The following is a 20,089-nucleotide window of genomic DNA, read 5'->3' as shown; positions in this document are numbered from 1 at the left end:
ATATGGGGACAATATGGCCAGTTAGTCCTACTTAAGAATACATTTGTAAAGCTCAATATACTGTCTTGCAACAACTTTACTATCAAAACATCCCAAAACCTTTTCTCTTGTATTCTGAGAAATTGTTGTATATTCAGGTGAATCGAGAACCCAGTTTATCCCATTAGCAAGATCATGACTATCAAAGGGTGTAGCCTTATATCCGTTTAACTGATGATCAACAATATCTTTTGGCCCTGTAGCATTAAAACAGACAACCGGAGTCCCACATGCCATAGACTCTGCTAAAGTTTTTCCAAATGCATCCATAAGAGAGGGGGCGACAAATACATCAGCAGCTGAATAAAGAAGCCGCAAAGAAATAGTATCATGCAAAAAACCAAAATTCATATACTGAAAACCCAAGTTGTCAATGATTCCTGTACCAAGTCTCCCAAAAAAGCAAAGATAACAATTGTCTTTATCAAGCCATTTTGTGGCTTCCAGAAATTTATCAAACCCCTTCCAAATGTCATTAACGTTTTGAGCACCAGTTAAAATAATCTTTTTATCTATGGGGAGCCCGAGAATCTCTTTAGCACTTTTCTTATCTATTGGGTAAAAATCTTTCGTATTGATATTGTTATGAATAGTTTTAACATCAAAATTTTTCATTACAAGACTTTTTTTGGCAGTTTCACTTAGCCAATTACTTATACCCACCATTTTGATGTTTTTTGGGAGATATTTTATTTTTCTGTTCAGAACTATCTTTGACAAATCATACCCATATGAACTACCTAATTGCGTGCATCCACCACATCCAAATTGGTATTTCTCACACTCCATAGAGCAGTGGCATCCACCGGTCATAGGCCACATATCACGCATTGTCCAGATGACAGGTTTAGATATTTTAGAAAGATGTCTCATATTGATAAATCCATTATTTATCCAATGCAAATGGATGATGTCTGCTTCTTTATACTCTCTTGTTTTGGTAAAGTCAAACCCCACAAATCCTGTGCTAAAAATAACTTTTTTACGGTTTTGATAAAAGACTGTGGGAAACATATCAAGCTGACTTCTTATCATATCGATAAGTTTTGATTTCTTATTTTCTGTTACAGAGATTACATTTTTGTCGCCAAATGTCTCTTTGCTATTTGTAATTATTTTAGAGTCTATACCAAGTTCCTTAAGCCCTAAGTGCAGCCAATATGCTCCCCTTGATGCTCCTCCGGTTAAATCTCCTGCTACAATATGAAGAATTTTCATGTAATAACATATTTATATATACATATGATATTTAACTTACCCTTGAGAGGCTGTTGCTTAGTAGCCCAAATACATCAAGGGCAACCCATATGTTTACCGTTCAACAACCAGGTATGATAAGGATAAGAAAGGTCCCAAGAAAGTCACCAAATATCTTGGGCGTTTGAATGAAGATCATGGATTTATTGCAAGGAAGGAGAAAACACCTAATTCAGGCTGTGACACAATGCTTGATCGTTACAAAAAGAAGCCCAATATGGCCCCCAGCCCAAGACACATTTAAATGGGATGACTTCGTCATTGTAGTTCTTTCACAGCCTGAATTTGTCCACGCAAAAAGTCCGTACCGTGAAGGATTATGGAAATGCCCTCCTTTTGGAGGAGGAATTCAAAGAAATGATTCCTCTGCTAAAAGAGGAGTTCTCCGAGTACTGGCATCAAATCCTTGCAACCTGGATTCCCGTCCTTCATAACGATGTGGGTGGCACCACCCCCAGGTCATGGTAGAGCTGCACCTGTTTATCGAGTATCTCACCCCTCCTTAGAGATTTCCTCGGTTGTTCAAAACACTCAATGACATCCAGTTTGTCCAGCATACCCGGCAATGTGTATTTCTTGAAAAGATCCTTATCCTGCATCTGCTTTTTGAGGTAAGACAAATAAATCAGTGCCACAAACTGCACAAACAATTTTCCATCAAGACTTTGCTCTGATGAAACAAGAGTACGCCGCATGTTCAGGCGTTCTTTGAGGTTGCCGAATGCTTTTTCAACTACATCTTTGTTGCGATAAAGTTCAAGAGCAGTTACTGCATCCATCTTTTCATTTGAGATTAGAGCAAAAAAGCCAAAATATCGCTTGGCTTTGCTGACATTTTCATCAATAATCTGTGCCTTTGTTCCACGCTTCGGTGTTGTTTTGGTAATGAAGTACCGCTGGTAAAGTTTCGCGTGTCCGGGAACACGTTCTCCTGATTCCAGTTCCTGTTTTAGTGCGATCAGCTTACGGTCGAAGTTTTTCTCATCTTCGGCTGCCCGGTCGATGTTGTAGAAATAGTGAATATAAAGACGACGTGATTCCTGAAGAGTATCTCCTTTGTACGGACGTTTCTGTGTATAATTCCAGGTGGTTCGAACGGTTTGATAATACAGTTCGTAGTTCTCACTGTAACGTTCAAAGCTTCTAAAATTGTCGTAGATTCCATCCAGCTCTTCCCGGATAAAGGTCAAAGACATACTAACACCAGCAAGGAACTTCGGATGACTCTTAAACATGTTGTTAATATTGACTTCACTATAAAATCCCCGATCCAGGACCAGCTTGACCTTCGAGTAACCAAGAATATTCAGTTCTTCAAGCAGGCGGCTAATGGTCTTTGAATCAGGAATATTGCCTGCGAGTTTTCTGTAGTAGAAGGGAAGATTTGACTCTTGTCCAAAGACGAGAGCAAGATTCAGTTGAGGTAATTTGTCGTGCTCCTTGTTGCGGCCATACTGTACCTGCTTGAGGGATTCTGAGTAGCTTGACAGAGTTGTTGTGTCATATGCCCAAAATTCATTATCAAGCCTTCTTTTCCCCTGAAGGTTGAAGAACTTTAGTTTATCCTCCTCAGTAATGCTGGCAAACAGTTCACTACTGCGTTGTGAGGTGATGTCTTTGCCATAGGGATGTTTGTGCAGGAATCCCCACTTCTCAAAACGGTATAGTGGCGTGCTGTCTTCAAGGATTAAATAGTATGCAATACTGCCCTTTCGCCCATTTCAAAAAGCAAATGATCGAATTATAATCAGAAATCCAACATAGCGAGTTATTTTTGATATCAAAGCAAAATAAGAGGTATAATGACTAAGTTAGTGACTAATGAACGAGTAGATAACATTCCCGTTCTGCTTAACACATTGCAAACAATGAATCTCCCAAAAATTGTGAATGACGCTTGTCCAACTCACGGAAATTGGAGTGGGCTTCCGATTGGTGAGACATGTGCTGTTTGGATCACTCATTTACTTAGTCAGGCTGATCACAGATTAAGTCATGTTCAAAAATGGGCAGGCAAACATATCCATACATTGAGCCGATTTCTGGGAATGGAAGTCCGAGAGCTTGATTTTACGGATGATAGATTAGCCATCATACTTGAAAAATTATCTAATAATGAGATTTGGGAACAGATTGAATCACGACTAAATCAGGAGAGTCTGCGTGTTTACGATCTTGAGAATCCCACCGTGCGAATTGACTGCACAACTGTCAATTCAAATTGTTTAGTGACAGAAGACAGTCTGATTCAGTTTGGAAGATCAAAAGACAGGCAGGACCTTCCTCAGGTTAAAATTGCTCTTGCAACAATAGATCCTCTTGGTTTGCCTGTAACCGGCACAGTCTGAAAAATCAGTGATAGGATAAGTACAGCTATTTTGAACCTAAAAATGAAATATATTCATATTTGTACAACCAATACTATTTTAGAGCAACATGGTACAAATTCAAGATAAGTTATATGATGACAATTATGTTGGGTCCATCTTTAAAATATTTGGAGATCTTTCCAATGATTACGTATTTGATCATAATTCTGTAATTCGAAGAATAAATCCACCAAAATGTGAAAAATGTGGCCATCAGATGGTTCATAATGGTCATAATAGCTATTCGAGGAAAAATTTGGGCAGTCTTAGAATTGGAAAGTATAAGTGCTCAAACTGTAATTTAAACGTAGAAGAATCAAAATCTTCCTGGATAAACTTACTCTCTGAAGTTAAAGACTTTTATGGTTCATTCACACTCCAATGTCTTGATCAGAATGTTTCTTACGAAGGAATTGCTAAGATTTCAGAGTTTATTATTCCGCGTGGGAAAGACTTTTTTAAAGATTTGGCCAAGGAAAAGCTCTCAGAAATTGAATTGCCACCAATCAATTTTGAGGATGATATTCTAATTCAGTACTTTAAACATTTCCTGAAAAACCCCATTTTTTGCTCAGAGTATTTCTGCCCAACTTGAGAAAGTTAAGTACTTCTCTATTTTAATGACAAACCACATGGACTACTGCGCGTAATACTGCGCGTTTACCCCAATATCGCCAAATTCTTTTAGAATTTAGCCCGAATTTACCTTATTTTTTTGACGTACGCCTGATTTATGGTGGGGTTTATATACTCTCAAAAACCCCTCATATGGCAAATAATTGTCAAAATATAGGCAAATCAGAGCTTAATAAAGAAAATAAGCTTGGAAACCTTGAACCGATATGCGCTCTTGTTGAGGGGAATGTAACCTTAACAGGTGGCAGAAACTATGATAGTCTAACGTTGATTCGGGGAGCTATCGCTACGGCATGTTCTAATAACTCAATATCCGGTTTTGCAAAAATGACGGAAGGACTACCGTCCCATACGACTTGTCTAAAAAAACTTCATGGCCTTAATATGGAGGAATTGACACTAAATACTCCAAAAATGCTTTTAAAAGCGGGAAAAGGAATCCTTAAGAAAGGTCAGAAGTATGATTTTGCAATTGATATAACGCTAATTCCATATTATGGGAAAAAGGATAAAAAAAATCCTAAATCTCCAATTGTAGGTGGAAAAAGAAAGGCATCGACAAATTATTTTGTTGGATACCTGACATTCTCGGTTGTAAATATGGATAAGCACCTTATACTTCAGGTTATTCCTTTGTTTAGAGATTCCACTAACCTCACCGCAATAAAGAATTGTGTTGATTTAATTTATGGATATGGATTCAAGATCAAATCTCTGATGCTTGACCGTGAGTTTTACTCTGCTGAAATCTTCAGTTACCTTAAGGAATCTGAAATTCCTCACATAGTGCCTGTTAAGAAGAACAGTGATGAACTCAAAAGGCAGCTGAAGGGAAAGAAATCAAAATCATTTGAATATGTTATAAACGCCAAATCGAAGAATAAGCTAAAATGTAAGGTGAAAATTGTTGATCGTGTCATTTACATGAAAGGTAAAAAGGGTAAAAAAGGTGCTCTTCATCGTGCTTTTGTTGTGTACAAAATTAATACTTCCCCACAATCAATTAGTGAGCGATACAGGCATAGATTTGCCATTGAATCAACATATGTCATTAATAATAAATTCAAAGTAAGAACATCCACCAAGGATCATGTGGTGAGATTTTTTTATTATCTAATTGCATGCATAATTCAGAATTTTTGGGTTTTAACAAAATGGAAGCGATTTGCAAAGATTCAGAGAGGACCAAAAGTAATATACAGGGACAAATTCCCCTTAAATCATTATCTTGCCATCATATTTGAAGAAAGTATGACTCATTTTCGTATATTAAGGATTGATGAAATTGCTATAAGCTGACATTCTGACATCTCAATGAACGGAATATGCAGCTGCGACCGATTTAGCGGTAGCTATCTATAATTTTGTAACTTTTTCACTGGAAACAACACAATTTCAATTCAAAGATACTCTTTTCAGATTGATCTCGATGAGAAATGGAAGAATGTAATGAGGCCTAAATGGGGATGAGTGATGTTAATCAAAATAGGTTTACAAAACGTGCCTTGTGACCTCGGTGCAAAAAAACGGAGAATTTAGGGCCAATACTGCGATTTAGGTAATTTAAGAGAGTATTTTGAATTTAATATTGTAGGTTTAAACATATTAATGATCGTCTAAGTTTAAAGTACTGTAATTATCCACTATGATGAACAACATCCTAAAAGAGAAAGAACGCAGAAATTGAATTGCCACCAATCAATTTTGAGGATGATATTCTAATTATCCACTATGATGAACAACATCCTAAAAGAGAAAGAACGCAGAAATATCGCTTAACTATCTTAGATGGTAAATCAAAAAGACCAATTTTAGAAGAATTGGTTGATTCAAAGGATAATGAAACAATTATTGCCTTTTTATCCAGCATATCTTTTGAAAATAAATGTGTGTTCATTGTCACAGATTTAGATAGAAGATATCCTGCAATATTTGATGAGGTATTTGGAGATAATCATATCCATCAGAAGTGTTTATTTCATCAAAATAAGTTGGTTGTATCCGTATTTCCTAAAAATTGTACATTATATCAAGAATATATAAAATATAAATTTTTAAACATCTTCTATGACCGTAATGAAGAGCTACTTTTCCTTGAGAATTTGATCAAAGAACAGGAATCAAGAGAAGAACTTGGTTTACCTGGGCATAGAGAGTGGAAAAAGGAAAAATTTCAGGAATTCAGAGAGTTTCTTCATAATAAAGAAAAATCTCGCAGAAGACAAAAAGAAACTCTCCCAATGAATTCTTACGACCAAACATTGGATAATCTTGAAGAGCTTACAAAATTCGTTGACAATGATATTGACACTGATGAAAGAGTTAATGATAAACTTGCGAATAAATTAAGGAAAAGATTGGAGCAGATTACAAGGGATATCAAGCCTTTGACGGCTTTCCATTCAGTTTTGGGTGCACCGGCTACAAATAATGCAGTTGAAAATTATTATTCAACCAGCCTTAAAACCAACCATAAGAAGAAGCAAAGGACTGATGAAGGGATTGTTCAGCAACTAAAAATAAGTGCCTTAAAGAGAGCCAATATGTTAGATAAGCCTCCAATCACGTTTATTGAGATCATAAACAAATTTAGAGCCATATCGTTCAAATAGAGGAAGGCATTTGGAAAAAATGCAAATTAAATAGTGGTAACTTTGTACCTCAACATATTATTCGTGTCAAATGATATATTTGAGATTTATTTTTTTAAGGTTTGGAACAATTCTACTAAAAAAAGGCATATTTCCACTGGAAAATCTTCCAGATTTTTTCACCGTAACTGAAAAATCCGACTGTGCCCTGTAACCATTTCAACTTTACCTGGGAATCGCGCTGATGATCCCACCTATACTCCAATAATCCAAAAAGTTCGTAAGTCGCTTAATAAATCTGGACTTCTGTACGTTGGCGATTCTAAAATGAGTGCGATGTCGATACGGAGAGAAATTGTCCAAAACAGTGATTTTTACCTCACACCGCTCCCCAAAAAAATAATGCCAAATACGCTTCTGATAGAAAAAATAGAGGAGTTCAATGAATCTGAATGTCAGCTCACTGAAGTTAGCAGAGAATATTCTGATGGTGAAATACGCCCTATTGGTGAAGGATTTGAAGAATGGAGTTCCCAAAGTTCAGTTGAAGATAATATTGAATTTCAATGGGAGGAGAGAAGAATCTATGTCCGTTCCTTCACCTATGCTGAAACTCAAAAAAAGGCGTTGGAGAGGCGCATCGCAAAAGCAACCGATGAAATTCAACAGATGAATTTAAGAGGAAAGGGCAGAAAACCACCAAAAACAATAGATGAAGCCATAGAAAAAGGAAATAATATTCTTAACAGTCACTCCCTTGCCGGCATCCTAGAAATTGGTTTTGAGGAGAAGGAGGAGAGGATTACTAAGAGGAAATATAAAAATAATCCTGAACGTGAAATTATTAAAAGGACAATAAATTGCCGAGTAAATTTAAATGAACAGGCGTATGATGACGCACACAAAACTATGGGGTGGCGTGTTTATGCGACAAATAAACCTGAAAGCAGTTTTCCTCTTGAAAAAGTTGTACTGGCGTACAGAAATCAGTACATTATTGAAGATAAATTCCACCGTCTGAAAAATCACCCAACATCAATCGATCCTATGTTTCTAACGCGGGATGATCATATTGATGGTCTGATCAAATTTGCATCACTTGGCCTAAGAGTACTGGTATCGATTGAGATGAAAGTTCATGATTCTCTCGAAAAAAGCGGAAAAGATCTCGCAGGAGTATATGAGTACAACCCCAAGAAAAGTACAAAAAAGCCACGTGCTGAAAGGATGTTAAAGATATTTGAAGATATAACTCTAACAATAGTGGACATAGAAGGGAAAAATGTGTTTTTAATGAGTAAATTGACCGATTTACAAAAGAAAATATTGAGTCTTCTTGGAACAGACGGAGGAATATTTGAGCGAATTTCTGGGAATCTATGATTTAGGATTCAGGATCAACGAAACATGAGATCTAAGGGATTGACTGTTCAATGTTGTGTTGATAACAATTCATATCCTCTTGGAAGGAAAGTATCAAAAGAAGAGATGAACGAATTGTTCCTTCTCCCGAATCAATTTCATGGTGAATGGAATTATACTATTGCTCCAAAGGATGAATGTCACTATGTCGTGGACGACTTATAAAATTACGGCTACTTAGCCTGTGCAAAATAGTCATTTGGTGTCGATTAGATGCCAAAAAGGAGCGTTTTGTATGAAAAACTACAAGGAAATTCTAAGACTGGAAAGTCTTGGATTAAAGAAAACGGAGATTGCAAAATCCTGTAACTGCTCACGAACAACAGTGGTAAATACACTGAAAAGAGCTAAGGAGTACAATCTTTGTCACTGCCAGTCTCGAAATGTTTAAATTACAGGAAGCATCAAAATATATATGTTGATGGTTCCTGAAACAATAAAAAAGATTTATCACAAAATCTTATTTGCTATAAAATGCTATAAATCGAATAGATATACGACATCAGTGAAAAAAACTTGCAATTCATATGGAAAATCACTAAAAGTAAATGGATATTCAATAGTAACTAAAAATACATACCTTGGAAATAATGTAAATTTTAATGGGATGAAAATTTATGGGATTGGAAATGTTTATATTGGAAATTATTTTCATTCAGGTATGGGGTGCATTATGATCACAGATAATCATAACTATAATCATGGTAGTGCGATCCCCTATGATCATACAAAAATAAAAAAAGACATTATTATTAATGATAATGTATGGTTGGGCATGAATGTAACTATATTGAGTGGAGTGAATATTGGTGAAGGTGCAATAATTCAGGCTGGGAGCGTTGTTGTATCCAATATACCTAAATATGGAATTGCAGGAGGTCATCCAGCTAAAGTATTTAAGTATCGCGATATAGATCATTATGAGAGGTTAAAATATGAAAACAAATTTCATTGATTTAAATCTATAGTATAAAAATAGGGTTGGATTTATGACACCCAAAATCCCTCCCAGAACTGCCCATATTCTTTTTAAATTTTGTTCTGAGTTCTAATTCCAAATCAACAAACACATATATGTCCGAATATATGTATTTATAGATATCATGCCCAGAATAGAGTGAGGTTGTCTATCCATCTGACTTTCGACAGTAACTTCAAAGGAATTCTATTATTTTAACCGAAGGATCTGCATATAATTAAGTAAATATTACCTTTGATGGTATTAAACTCAGATTTATTCCCTCACTATTTTGATGAACGTTACTCTGGCAAGGTAGTAGATCTTAAACCCGGCATTGACAGAAATACGCAGTACTGCGGATTATGATGCTCTTTTTAGAGGGGTGATGACTTATGACTACACTTCTTCTTGAACAGGTTCATCAACAGCTAATCCAATTGAAACTAATGACGATGGATGCTCTTCCTGAACCAACTTTTGAAAGTGCTATGAAGGAGAATCTGAGTCCCCTTGAAACCATTGGATATTTAATTGAGCAGGAATGGAAGGAAAAGGTATCATCAACAATAAGAACACGTACCAAGAATGCAGGTTTTCCGCTCATCAAAAAAATAAATGATTTTGACTTTACGTTTCAGCCCTCCATTGACAAAGACTGTAATACGGGATCTTGCTACGCTAAGATTTGTTGATATTGGTGAGAATGTTGTCTTCCTTGGTCTTCCTGGTGTTGGGAAAACTCACCTTGCTATTGGTCTTGGGGTAGCTGCAATAGAGCAGAGAATTCCTGTAATATTTCTGAATGCTTCAGTACTGATTGAACGTCTAAAAGAAGCTCATCATATTGGTCAGTTAAACCGCTATCTGAAAAAGCTAACACGACCATGTGTTCTGATCATTGATGAAATTGGATATCTGCCATTTGATGCAGATGCGGCTTACTGTTTCTTCCAGTTGATTTCAAGAAGATATGAAACTTGTGTTGGTAAAACTGAAAAAGTGCGCATACTTTTTTAGTGAAAATTGTCACATTTACGATATTAGGAACTCAAGTTTCAGTCACAAATTCAGTTTTGGGCAACCACACCATTATTTTACGAATATTATATTCAATTAGTTAAAATATAATTATTCAATATTAATCTAAGTTCTAAACCTCACGGTAAGCAAAGGCTCAACTATGATGATGCGTTGACCAAAATTTAGCCTTTTGTTCGGAACTCTAAGATATTGGTTGACCAGATATTCTCTTTTTCATAGCGCTTCTGAATAAACTTCATGATTCTCCGATCCCTCATTTTTGCACGTATGAAATTGGTTCTATTTATCAAATCAGCAAGTTCCTGTTCTGTAAAAACTCTTAGTGGTTTACGCAATCTCACAATTGCCACAGTCTGATTTAGTGAGAGTATCTTCGATTTTTTCCGGAAATATTCCTTCAAATGCAACAAAAACAGATGAGCAGTTACACAAAGGGCAATGTGATGATTTAAGGATGTCCAACTCCTCCCTCTGAAGCTATCCAGGTCACACAAACCTTTCACATCTTCAAAATTTCTTTCAATCCAGTAGCGCTTCGCTTGTGCTTTAACAAGATAGTCCAAGTCAAACTCCAGATTATTGGAAACTGAAAATCTCAAGAAATCTTCTTCTGGATCACGAATCATAATGAGTTTTACTGGTTTTTCAGCGGGCAGATCATTATGCCGACGCCACACAATTAGCTCTGCACATTCGACACTTTTTATGCCTCTGTCAGTCAATCTTATATCGACAGTTTTCCAGTTTTTTTGGATTTCTGACAACCATTTAACTTTAGTTGGTGAAGTGTTCTTCACTTTAAGTTTTGAAGGAAATCTCCCCACATTTCCTTTTCTTTTTGGCAATTCCAGTTCTGGTTCGGTAATATAAACCTGAGTATCACTTGCAATATCGCAAATAAATGTCAAACCACGTTCTTCAAGAGCACCAAGAAATTTTGAATCATTTCCGTACAATGCATCGGCCTGAACGTAAGTGAAAGGTATCTCATCAGAAATTGCCCGGTCAACGATGTCTAATGCTAAATCTGGTTTTGTTCTATGTTCGAGCAGTTCAAGTGGAACTCCACAATTAAGGCTTTTCTTGGTATTGTTTGCCCAACGCTCTGTAAAAAAGACTTGAAAATCAATTATAGCTGAGGTCTTGCCAACACAGTAAGAACCAAAAACCTCAACCTGTGCATTGCAGGTTCGTCCAACTGTTCCAAGATACTGCTTTGAGGTAGCTACCGCATGTGTCCCGTATTTCTGTTGGCCGGATTCATCAATTATCAGAGAACCACCAGGTCCAAGAAGTTTGACAGTATTAATGCGATTTAATCTCATAATATTTTCAGCCAACCATGGGGATTTTGAGATGAAATGGCTCAGAACACGTGGAGATCCACATTCTAAGAGATTTTCAGACATTTTACTCATGTTGGAACCACGAGGTAAGGTGATTATACCTTCTGAATAACTTGAAAAATGATGGAAAACACTTCGATTACCATTTACTAATTCTTTTGCGTATCCATTTTTCTTCAGAAAATTACCGATATCAACATCACAATGTTGAATATCTCGTGCGGAAATAGGATTTCCCCTTGTTGAAAAGTCAACATACAAAACAGTTATGTTATATAAATATATTGATCAAACTGTTTGACTTCGCTTAATTTTACTAACTCAAGTGAAAGAGGAACAACAATATTCACCTCAAACAAAACGTTTGCTGAATGGGGTGAAATATTTCAGGACCATGTGATAGCCGCTGCACTTCTTGATCGTATTCTTCACCATTGCACGGTTGTGAATATTCGAGGTGAAAATTACCGTATGAAAGACAGAAAGAGTCATAAATTGTGGGTTGATCAGTCAAAAACAAAAGGAGAAGGGTTTCCACATTTTTGACACGAAATTAGAGAACGTTTTAAGAGGGGTGAGGAATAATAAACCGACGGTACTGGGGAATGTAAAACCGTCATTGACATATGCAGTCTCTTTACATAAAATATATTTAGAAAGCATGCATATATATATCTAAATTAGATGTAGACTTATCATAAGTTTTTGAATAAAAACAGGGTTTATCCTAATAAAAATTAAAAATAAGTTAACTATATGTCTTAGATAAATATGAATTTCAAGGTGAGCTACACAATTTAACTTATATTTGCTCTGCTTAGAGGATAGGGTTCAGTATATGTTAGGAGGATTAAGTTTAGGAGAACAATTATTCAAAATTATCACCGCTGGAACAGTTGTAACAAAGGATGTACCTCCTTATTTCGTTGTAGAAGGAGTTCCTGCTAAAATAAACAAAGAATAAGTAAAGATTTGAAATATAAATTACCCAAATAGCTAAAAAAATGTACACTACTGCCAGTTCTCTTTTGGAAATATTAACGTTACTTCATTATTTCATTAAAATATTTGATTTACTGCTGAAAAGGATTTATCGAGCGCAGTGTATATCTACACTGCCCACATTTCCTTCCATTCTTCACAAAAATATCGTAGTTTTGGCAATGAAGGATTTTAAAAAGAAATTGGACGATTACCTTAGTGGTAGTGTACTAATAACTAGCTAAATGGGTAAATTAAATTGACACATAGAATTTGTATGAGAAGTTACTATGATAGCTGAAAATGATCTCAAGGGTAATATTAGTAGTCAATTACCAAAAATATCAATAATTACCCCAAGCTATAATCAGGGGGAGTTTATTGAAGAAACTATACTTTCTGTAATAGATCAGGATTATCCAAATATTGAATATATTATTATTGATGGGGGGAGCACCGATAATAGCATCGATATTATCCGGAAGTATGAGGATAAAATATCTTATTGGGTTTCAGAACCGGATAAGGGACAAACACATGCTATAAATAAAGGTCTTTCAAAAGCAACTGGAGATATAATTGCTTACCTTAATAGCGATGATATTTATTTACCAGGAACCTTTGGTGTTATTGCAGATTATTTCAATAATAATCCTATAGTTGATATGATATTTGGAGATATTATCCACATAGATAAAATGTCAAATCAAATTGAAAAGGTTGTCCGAGAGCCAATTATTCTGGATGATTTATATGGGTGTTGTTTTTATATTCCACAACCGACTGTTTTCTTAAGAAAGGAAATCGTTGAAAAAATAGGAAATTTTGATGAAATATTGAATTTGGGTATGGATCTTGATTACTGGATAAGATTATCTTTTGTGGGGATAATTGATTACATTCCTAAAACATTAGCTTGTGCAAGAATTTATCCTGAAGCTAAAAGCAGCGCACTATCTATAAATTACCTTGATGAACATCTTAAAATTTTGAATAAAAATAAGTGTTCTTTAATAAATTCAGATAAAGATGATTACTTCATAAATAATGCATATTCTTCAGTTTATTTCAATGGAGGAGGAGTTTACTTAATAAATGGATATTTTATATCTGGATTCAAACAAATATTACATTCATTCAAATACAGTAAGTCTAAACCGATTAATCTTGGTATAAAGTACATAAAAAGATTATTTTTTAAATATAGTAAAATATTTTGAGTCCCCATTTTCAAAAATCAAGTCAAAATACTTTAAAGATGCTATGGAAATCTCAGAATCAGCATAGTGATCTGAAGTTATTTTAGAAATCAAATAATATTTTGGTTCCATTGATGCAGGTACAAAGATAAGTTTTCTATCAGATGAGAATGGCATAAATAAATCATATGCCATTGCATATCTTGATCCAGTAACAATATTATCACCTTCCCAGACTGTCATTTGTTCATCCAATTGATTTTCTAACCAGTACATAGAATTTATTTCGTTACTGTTTGTATATCTCCAAGAATTTGAAACAAGAGGATCTGCAGTGATGTAAAGCATTGATCCAATAATAAATAACAAAAATATGAAAATAACACTATTGTTATAGAATATTTTATGGATCAAAGAAACTGGATCTAATTGGCTGTGAAAACCTATAATTACTATTGAGAAGGGTATGATTAATGTCGTTATCCTTAGTTGAAGATTCGATCCAATTCCTCCAGCACCGATAAAATCTATTATAATTGAAACAACAACTAAAAGACCCATAATTCCAAATACTGCAATCATGCTAATTTTTTCAGTTGAAATTGGATTTTTTTTTATAAAAATATTATATAGTAAATACGTAAATGAAATGAGTGAAAGTGGCAATATTGTAATATTATAAATTACAATTACGGTCCAGTATAATAATGGTGATTTCCATGCGCTTGTAACATATGTATATGCCACAGGAGTTGATATTGATGAGAGTGATGAACCTATAGAAATAATTGTATCAAGGACATGCATGGACATACTGAACATTACTGGGTGCGTGTAAATTGATACAAATGAAAGGATTATAAACATAATAAAAATTAAAAATATATTATTGTGGTCACTTTTTTCACCCTTTATATCAGTAATTTTTGATGGAAAATATTTTTCAGAATAGTTCTTCACGAGAATAGTCACTGCAAGTCCAATGTTAATTATCAAAGCCATAAAAATATTTGTAATTCCTAAGCAAATTAAAACGGGAATTAATAATAGCAGCCATTGTTTATTATTACAATCTAAATATTTCTTTAACAGATAGAATGATAATAACAGAAAGGAAATGTCCATAAACATGTGCGAAGCTCTTGTAGTCTCAAATAGAATTATTGGTGATACTAACAATAGCAATATCGATACTAATACAATTCTCCTCTCTTTTAAATAGGTGGAGAAAAACAGGAAACTTACAATGGGAGTTACTGTTCCTAATAGGGGGCGTACACAAAGTTGATAATTGAGTACCGGGATGTTTGATAGTAAAGATGCTGTTAGGGAATATAATTGATAACCAAAACCATTACTGTATATGTATCCAATATCTGGATGAATTCTGCCCGATAACTCGATAGATGCAATAGTCTTTGTTATCCCGATTGCATCGTTATCTAAAACTAAAAAATTATATCTTAGCATATAATATGCTCTCATTAGGACGCTAAGTGAAATTATAATTATGAATAACTTAATGAAGAGTTTCCGTGATATTTTTGAACGATATAAGTCCATATTAGCGCCAGATCCTCCTAAACTAACAGAATTATCATTTATAATATTGAGATAGGTCATTATATGTCGCTCATTAGAGATACTAACTTTATTCTTGAATGAATAATACTTATAGCAGGTAAGACAGAATGTACAAACCTTGCCTATCAACCAATAAATCGAGGTTCTTCAAATGTGGAAAATGCATTCCTCATACATCGCCTCCACATGCTTTACAATCTTCTCCCAGACAAGGTGTTCTTCAATATAATGCCTTCCTGCGTTAACCATTTCTCTGTCTATATCTGGGTGTTCAATGGTATATCTGAGGGTTTCACTTAAGTCATCAACATCCCCACAATGAACAGTATACCCACACTCTGCTTCTTTAATGAGTTCACCGCACCCACAATCATCAGTAACAATAACAGGTGTACCACACAGCAATGCTTCAAATGGAACAAGACCAAAAATCTCATAGGTTGAAGGGTAAACCAAAACATCCGCATCCTGATATAATGCCCCTACTAAAGAGATATGACCTATAAATCTCACCTTGTTCATAAGATCAAGTTGCTTCACAAGATCCTCAAGAGTAACGGTATATCCATCATCAGCCCCGGCAATAATCAGAACAATATCATCGCCCCATTCTCTGACAAAAGAACTAAATGTACGGATTAGAAAACCAATCCCTTTAAGTTTGTGAATTCGTCCAACATATAATACTACATGCTTTTCTTTGATGTTATATTCTTTTTTAAATTGTCCTATTGGGGGAAGATCATTGAATGAATTGATATTAAGCCCATTCGGAATTACTATGATATTTTCATTAGATCTACCAATGTCTCTAAATTGATCTGCTTCTGTATTAGAGACGGCAATGATTTTAGAAGAATTTTCCAAAATATTATTACCCCAAAGATGGTCATATATCCTTTTAAGTCCCTGCTTCTCTATTATTCTAGGAAGCGAGCCATGAGGCTGAAGAACATATGGGATATTATATTTAATTGCATAATGACAAACTAAATTATTTTGATAAGAACGGAAATTATGGAGATGAATTATGTCAAATTGCTGTAAGTTATTCTTCAACCATGTCCTCATACTTGGGGAATAATAGAACTCTTTGATATTTGCTAAGCAATTGAATTTAATTACCTGGACATCCTTAAGGGATTTTGCATAGTCAGGATCAAAATCAAAATCAGTAGTAATTATTGTAACCTGGTGACCCTTTTTAGCAAGTTCCCTTGAGAGATCATACAATATAGTTACTGATCCCCCTCTTTTTGGATTGAAAAATGGACAAACCTGCAGAATATTCACTCTATCACCTGTATTAAATTTTTAAAGTCTGTTCAAATTGATTACTAATTGAAATCCAATCATATTTCTCAACAAATGTTCTCGCTTTCACTCCGTATTCATGACAATTAACCTTGGATAGAATATCTTGTGCAGTTATCATGGTTTCCTCTGGTGAATTAGCATAAATAATACCATTGTCATTTCCAAACTCTTTGATTAATCCGGGGAGTTTTGTTGTAATAACTGGTTTGCCCATTGCCATGTATTCTAGAATCTTAATAGGAACAATGTCCTTCATAGTTGGTTCATCAGTGTAGGCCGGAAGAATACAAATGTCAGATGAAGCAATATACTCCGGAATCTTTTCGTAGGGCTGTCTTCCTGTAAGGAAGAGCTGATCTTCAAGATGATATTGGTCTCTCAGTTTTTGAAGATCCGGGTATGCATCACCTTCACCAACAACCAGCAGTTTTATGTTTGAATACTTACCCGATTCTTTCTCTTTGCCTAGTTCTTCTGCTATCTCTTTTAGCCCTGAAAAATGATAAATCCAGCCCATAAAGAACAGAACTATTTCATTGTCTTTTATGCCATATTTCTTACGGATAGCTGAACCATCAATTTTATCATTGAACACATTAAAGTCAATGCCGGAACTAAAGATGTCAATCTTATCTTCCTCCGCTCCAAGAGCAATAATATGATCTTTGAGCTTTTCGTTTGTGACAAAATATTTCCTGGAATTATTGATTGTTTTTTGTTCAATTATTCTTCCTAAAGTCTGGAATGTCTTTTCCGGAATTAAAGTATCAAGAGCATCAATCCAGTAGTAAATAAATGGAATATTATACTTTTTAGCAAGCCCGGATGCAACATATGCATTAAGAATGCCAAACCCAATAATTATATCCGGTTTAAACTCTTTGATCTGCTTTTTTATTTCACAATTATGTGAAAACATCAGATAAGGATATTCCAGAACAGAGATCCTCAGTGCAGAAGGACGAATTACATCAACTACTGCACCACCATATATCTTTTTTACATTATGAAATTCCTGTTTACTCTGGAAGATTTTTTCATCTTCATCCTTTTTCCAGTCAAAAGCATAATCAATAACTTTAATAGAATGTCCTTTAAGCGATAACCTTTCCATCAGATGGTGCTGTGTATGGGGATATCGTTCAAGCCAGTCTGTTTCCTGAACTAATAGGATTTTCATATTATGTCACTTAAAAATATTATGCTGTCCGGTGATTATAACCAGATAAAATCCTTATGACTGTGTCACTAACATTTTCTTTTAGGTATTCAGGCGGAATTATCCATTCTGATTCCCGCTCCATCACACAGCGTACACACTGTTCAATAGTCTCGGGATCGGCACCTGCAAGAATATTGCTACCGCATTCTATTGTTTCAGGTCTTTCTGTTACATCCCTGATTGTAACATTTGGTACTCCCAAGATACAGCACTCCTCCTGAACAGTTCCACTGTCACTGATCACACAGAAAGCATTTTTTTCAAGATTGACGAAATCAAAAAAACCAAATGGTTCTAAAAACCGGATTCTATCATTATCAAACGACAAACCATACTTTTCCATGCGATCTTTAGTCCGTGGATGTGTACTACATACAACATTCATTCCATATTTATCGCTTAATTTCTGGAGTGCCTGAGTCAGTGATTTAAGGCGTGATTCTGAATCTACATTTTCTGCACGGTGCATAGTTACAAGAAAATAATCATCCTTTTTAATACCAAGCTTATTCAAAATATCAGATGAATCGATTGAAGACTGATAATAATTAATTACTTCTTTGATTGGATTACCGGTTACGAGAATTCTTTCACCCTGAATTCCCTCATGCAGCAGGTTGGCACGGCTTCTTTCAGTATATGGCATTAAAACATCACTGCTGTGATCAATAATTCTCCGGTTTACTTCTTCAGGAACCCTGTCATCATAGCATCTGTTTCCTGCTTCCATATGATAAACAGGAATACCTAACCTTTTAGCAACAATTGCGGATAAACTGCTGTTTGTATCACCCAAAATAAGAAGTTTATCCGGTTTTTCCTCAATAAAAATCTTTTCACATTTCTCAATAATTTTACCAATTTGTTCACCGGATGTTTTACCCTGGATTCCAAGATAGTAATCAGGAGAACGGACTTTTAATTCATCAAAAAAAATATCATTCAGATTTTTATCATAATTCTGCCCGGTGTGAACTAATACATGCTCACAGATCAGATCAAGCTTTTCAATAATTCGGCTCAAACGAATTATTTCAGGGCGTGTCCCAAGAACTGTGACAACCTTCAACGAATCAGCTCTCCTTCATGAGTAGAATTATCTTCAAGAAGAAGATTGTATGAATTAAGCAGAATTCTGGTCTCTTCCTGAGTCATCACATTGTCAGCAGAACTATATTCATTACCAAGCACTTCGGTTTTGATAGCTTCATCCTGTATTTCCGGAAGAATAGGAAGAATTACATAGTAATCTCCTCTCTTAATCGTTCTGTGAGCTTCTTCCTCTGAAACTAAAATTTCATGAATTTTTTCACCAGGCCGGACACCAGTAATTTCTGTTTTTATTGGCCTGTCACCTATAAGTACATCAGCAAGATCAGTAATTTTTGCAGATGGCACACGCGGAATATATGTTTCTCCTCTTTTTCCTTCTCTTAAAGCAGCAAAAATCACATCAACGGCGTTGTCAAGACTTAACAAAAACCTGGTCATATCAGGTGTTGTAATTGTAACTGGCCCTCCATTTCTGATCAATTCATGAAACAGCGGAATCACAGAGCCTCTGGATGCCAAAACATTTCCATACCTCACACAGATGAATCTTGTATTTTCTGTATCAAGATTTGCACGAATGAAAATTCTTTCCTGAATTGCCTTTGTCATTCCCATTACATTTACTGGCTTGCATGCCTTATCAGTAGAAATTCCCACTACTGTTTCAACCGGGAGATCATTTTCACATATAGCACGGATAATATTCTGAGGTCCTTCAATGTTTGTCTGAACTGCCTCAAATGGGAAGTATTCGCATGAAGGAACCTGCTTTAAAGCAGCCGTATTAAATACAACATCAACATTTTTCAGAACCTGACTTACACTATGGAAATTACGGACATCACCAATTCTGAAATCCAGAAGGCGCTTAAAATTGTTATATATTATCTCATCTGTTGCGGAATATTTTTTTAAGTAGTCTACACGCATTTCATGCTGTTTTGCTTCATCGCGTGAAAAAACAATTATTTTTTTTGGATTACCCATCTCACCGGATAACAATCTGCGAATTAATACTTTACCTAAAGAACCGGTACCGCCTGTAACTAATATTGTTTTATTGCTAAGCAT

18 protein-coding genes and 4 pseudogenes are annotated in these 20,089 nt (G+C 35.2%); 14 read left to right on the top strand and 8 right to left on the bottom strand.

The genetic code is table 11. The features are described 5' to 3' along the window. Window positions 1-27: 27 nt before the first annotated feature. On the bottom strand, window positions 28-1,257 hold the full coding sequence (locus L6E24_RS13025; protein ID WP_257742393.1) for a glycosyltransferase family 4 protein: 1,230 nt from the start codon (window positions 1,255-1,257) through the stop codon (window positions 28-30). 167 nt (window positions 1,258-1,424) lie between these two features. On the opposite strand from L6E24_RS13025, the gene L6E24_RS13020 reads away from it, so the two are divergent. Continuing rightward, window positions 1,425-1,730 carry a hypothetical protein gene (locus tag L6E24_RS13020; protein ID WP_257742392.1) on the top strand — a complete coding sequence of 102 codons (306 nt, stop codon included), beginning with the start codon at window positions 1,425-1,427 and terminating at the stop codon, window positions 1,728-1,730. On the opposite strand, the pseudogene L6E24_RS13015 reads toward L6E24_RS13020, so the two are convergent. Beyond that, window positions 1,725-3,002: pseudogene (locus tag L6E24_RS13015) on the bottom strand (IS1634 family transposase); the annotation flags it as partial. The gene L6E24_RS13020 and the pseudogene L6E24_RS13015 sit on opposite strands and share 6 nt — an antisense overlap. Window positions 3,003-3,098: 96 nt before the next feature. On the opposite strand from L6E24_RS13015, the pseudogene L6E24_RS13010 reads away from it, so the two are divergent. The 10 genes and pseudogenes from L6E24_RS13010 to L6E24_RS12970 all read left to right on the top strand — a co-directional run. Continuing rightward, a pseudogene (locus L6E24_RS13010) lies at window positions 3,099-3,632 on the top strand (DUF4277 domain-containing protein); the annotation flags it as partial. 100 nt (window positions 3,633-3,732) lie between these two features. Then, a complete protein-coding gene (locus tag L6E24_RS13005) occupies window positions 3,733-4,260 on the top strand; it encodes a hypothetical protein (RefSeq protein WP_257742391.1) in 528 nt (175 codons plus the stop codon). A gap of 173 nt (window positions 4,261-4,433) precedes the next feature. After that, a complete protein-coding gene (locus L6E24_RS13000; RefSeq protein ID WP_257741974.1) occupies window positions 4,434-5,600 on the top strand; it encodes a transposase in 1,167 nt (388 codons plus the stop codon). A gap of 389 nt (window positions 5,601-5,989) precedes the next feature. Further along, window positions 5,990-6,913, top strand: a complete 924-nt coding sequence (locus L6E24_RS12995) for a hypothetical protein (RefSeq protein ID WP_257742390.1) — start codon at window positions 5,990-5,992, stop codon at window positions 6,911-6,913. A gap of 186 nt (window positions 6,914-7,099) precedes the next feature. Beyond that, a pseudogene (locus tag L6E24_RS12990) lies at window positions 7,100-8,275 on the top strand (IS1634 family transposase); the annotation flags it as partial. Window positions 8,276-8,311: 36 nt separating this feature from the next. Beyond that, a pseudogene (locus L6E24_RS12985) lies at window positions 8,312-8,479 on the top strand (ISAzo13-like element transposase-related protein); the annotation flags it as partial. A 70-nt stretch (window positions 8,480-8,549) separates the two neighbouring features. Then, entirely contained in the window at window positions 8,550-8,705 is a 156-nt protein-coding gene (locus L6E24_RS14865) for a helix-turn-helix domain-containing protein (RefSeq protein ID WP_505481581.1), read from the top strand. Between the two features lie 30 nt (window positions 8,706-8,735). Beyond that, window positions 8,736-9,269 carry an acyltransferase gene (locus L6E24_RS12980; protein WP_257742389.1) on the top strand — a complete coding sequence of 178 codons (534 nt, stop codon included), beginning with the start codon at window positions 8,736-8,738 and terminating at the stop codon, window positions 9,267-9,269. Between the two features lie 398 nt (window positions 9,270-9,667). Continuing rightward, the gene (locus L6E24_RS12975; protein ID WP_257742388.1) at window positions 9,668-9,967 is read left to right on the top strand and encodes an ATP-binding protein; all 300 of its coding nucleotides are present in this window, start codon (window positions 9,668-9,670) and stop codon (window positions 9,965-9,967) included. Then, a complete protein-coding gene (locus L6E24_RS12970; protein ID WP_257742387.1) occupies window positions 9,921-10,292 on the top strand; it encodes an ATP-binding protein in 372 nt (123 codons plus the stop codon). Before L6E24_RS12975 ends, L6E24_RS12970 begins: the two co-directional genes overlap by 47 nt. Window positions 10,293-10,477: 185 nt before the next feature. Here the strand turns inward: L6E24_RS12970 and L6E24_RS12965 are convergent, their stop codons facing one another. Beyond that, window positions 10,478-11,923, bottom strand: coding sequence for an IS701 family transposase (locus L6E24_RS12965; protein ID WP_257742386.1), 1,446 nt, complete (start codon window positions 11,921-11,923; stop codon window positions 10,478-10,480). A gap of 36 nt (window positions 11,924-11,959) precedes the next feature. On the opposite strand from L6E24_RS12965, the gene L6E24_RS12960 reads away from it, so the two are divergent. The 3 genes from L6E24_RS12960 (at window position 11,960) to L6E24_RS12950 (ending at window position 13,863) form a co-directional block, all read left to right on the top strand. Further along, window positions 11,960-12,208 (top strand): ATP-binding protein, encoded by a 249-nt coding sequence (locus L6E24_RS12960; RefSeq protein ID WP_308219124.1) that lies wholly within the window; start codon window positions 11,960-11,962, stop codon window positions 12,206-12,208. A gap of 292 nt (window positions 12,209-12,500) precedes the next feature. Then, window positions 12,501-12,626 carry a hypothetical protein gene (locus tag L6E24_RS12955; RefSeq protein ID WP_257742385.1) on the top strand — a complete coding sequence of 42 codons (126 nt, stop codon included), beginning with the start codon at window positions 12,501-12,503 and terminating at the stop codon, window positions 12,624-12,626. 307 nt (window positions 12,627-12,933) lie between these two features. Beyond that, the gene (locus L6E24_RS12950) at window positions 12,934-13,863 is read left to right on the top strand and encodes a glycosyltransferase family 2 protein (RefSeq protein ID WP_257742384.1); all 930 of its coding nucleotides are present in this window, start codon (window positions 12,934-12,936) and stop codon (window positions 13,861-13,863) included. Here L6E24_RS12950 and L6E24_RS12945 read toward each other — a convergent pair. The 5 genes from L6E24_RS12945 to L6E24_RS12925 all read right to left on the bottom strand — a co-directional run bounded on the left by L6E24_RS12945 (window position 13,834) and on the right by L6E24_RS12925 (window position 20,089). Further along, a complete protein-coding gene (locus tag L6E24_RS12945) occupies window positions 13,834-15,405 on the bottom strand; it encodes a hypothetical protein (protein WP_257742383.1) in 1,572 nt (523 codons plus the stop codon). The genes L6E24_RS12950 and L6E24_RS12945 overlap by 30 nt on opposite strands. A 168-nt stretch (window positions 15,406-15,573) precedes the next feature. Beyond that, window positions 15,574-16,719, bottom strand: coding sequence for a glycosyltransferase family 4 protein (locus tag L6E24_RS12940; protein WP_257742382.1), 1,146 nt, complete (start codon window positions 16,717-16,719; stop codon window positions 15,574-15,576). Window positions 16,720-16,732: 13 nt separating this feature from the next. Next, window positions 16,733-17,923, bottom strand: a complete 1,191-nt coding sequence (locus L6E24_RS12935; RefSeq protein WP_257742381.1) for a glycosyltransferase family 4 protein — start codon at window positions 17,921-17,923, stop codon at window positions 16,733-16,735. Window positions 17,924-17,942: 19 nt separating this feature from the next. Beyond that, the gene (gene wecB, locus L6E24_RS12930; RefSeq protein ID WP_257742380.1) at window positions 17,943-19,034 is read right to left on the bottom strand and encodes a non-hydrolyzing UDP-N-acetylglucosamine 2-epimerase; all 1,092 of its coding nucleotides are present in this window, start codon (window positions 19,032-19,034) and stop codon (window positions 17,943-17,945) included. Next, the gene (locus tag L6E24_RS12925; protein WP_257742379.1) at window positions 19,031-20,089 is read right to left on the bottom strand and encodes a polysaccharide biosynthesis protein; all 1,059 of its coding nucleotides are present in this window, start codon (window positions 20,087-20,089) and stop codon (window positions 19,031-19,033) included. The genes wecB and L6E24_RS12925 overlap by 4 nt, the downstream gene beginning before the upstream one ends.

The sequence above is a fragment of the Methanoplanus endosymbiosus genome, from assembly GCF_024662215.1.
GTDB classification, from domain to species: domain Archaea; phylum Halobacteriota; class Methanomicrobia; order Methanomicrobiales; family Methanomicrobiaceae; genus Methanoplanus; species Methanoplanus endosymbiosus.
This window is presented reverse-complemented; position numbering and strand designations above follow the sequence as displayed.

Coding starts and splice junctions, on each gene's coding strand:
- L6E24_RS13025 (WP_257742393.1), bottom strand. CDS start 1,257: ATGAAAATTCTTCATATTGTAGCAGGAGATTTAACCGGAGGAGCATCA.
- L6E24_RS13020 (WP_257742392.1), top strand. CDS start 1,425: ATGAAGATCATGGATTTATTGCAAGGAAGGAGAAAACACCTAATTCAG.
- L6E24_RS13005 (WP_257742391.1), top strand. CDS start 3,733: ATGGTACAAATTCAAGATAAGTTATATGATGACAATTATGTTGGGTCC.
- L6E24_RS13000 (WP_257741974.1), top strand. CDS start 4,434: ATGGCAAATAATTGTCAAAATATAGGCAAATCAGAGCTTAATAAAGAA.
- L6E24_RS14865 (WP_505481581.1), top strand. CDS start 8,550: ATGAAAAACTACAAGGAAATTCTAAGACTGGAAAGTCTTGGATTAAAG.
- L6E24_RS12980 (WP_257742389.1), top strand. CDS start 8,736: ATGGTTCCTGAAACAATAAAAAAGATTTATCACAAAATCTTATTTGCT.
- L6E24_RS12975 (WP_257742388.1), top strand. CDS start 9,668: ATGACTACACTTCTTCTTGAACAGGTTCATCAACAGCTAATCCAATTG.
- L6E24_RS12955 (WP_257742385.1), top strand. CDS start 12,501: ATGTTAGGAGGATTAAGTTTAGGAGAACAATTATTCAAAATTATCACC.
- L6E24_RS12950 (WP_257742384.1), top strand. CDS start 12,934: ATGATAGCTGAAAATGATCTCAAGGGTAATATTAGTAGTCAATTACCA.
- L6E24_RS12945 (WP_257742383.1), bottom strand. CDS start 15,405: ATGGACTTATATCGTTCAAAAATATCACGGAAACTCTTCATTAAGTTA.
- L6E24_RS12935 (WP_257742381.1), bottom strand. CDS start 17,923: ATGAAAATCCTATTAGTTCAGGAAACAGACTGGCTTGAACGATATCCC.
- L6E24_RS12925 (WP_257742379.1), bottom strand. CDS start 20,089: ATGCTTAGCAATAAAACAATATTAGTTACAGGCGGTACCGGTTCTTTA.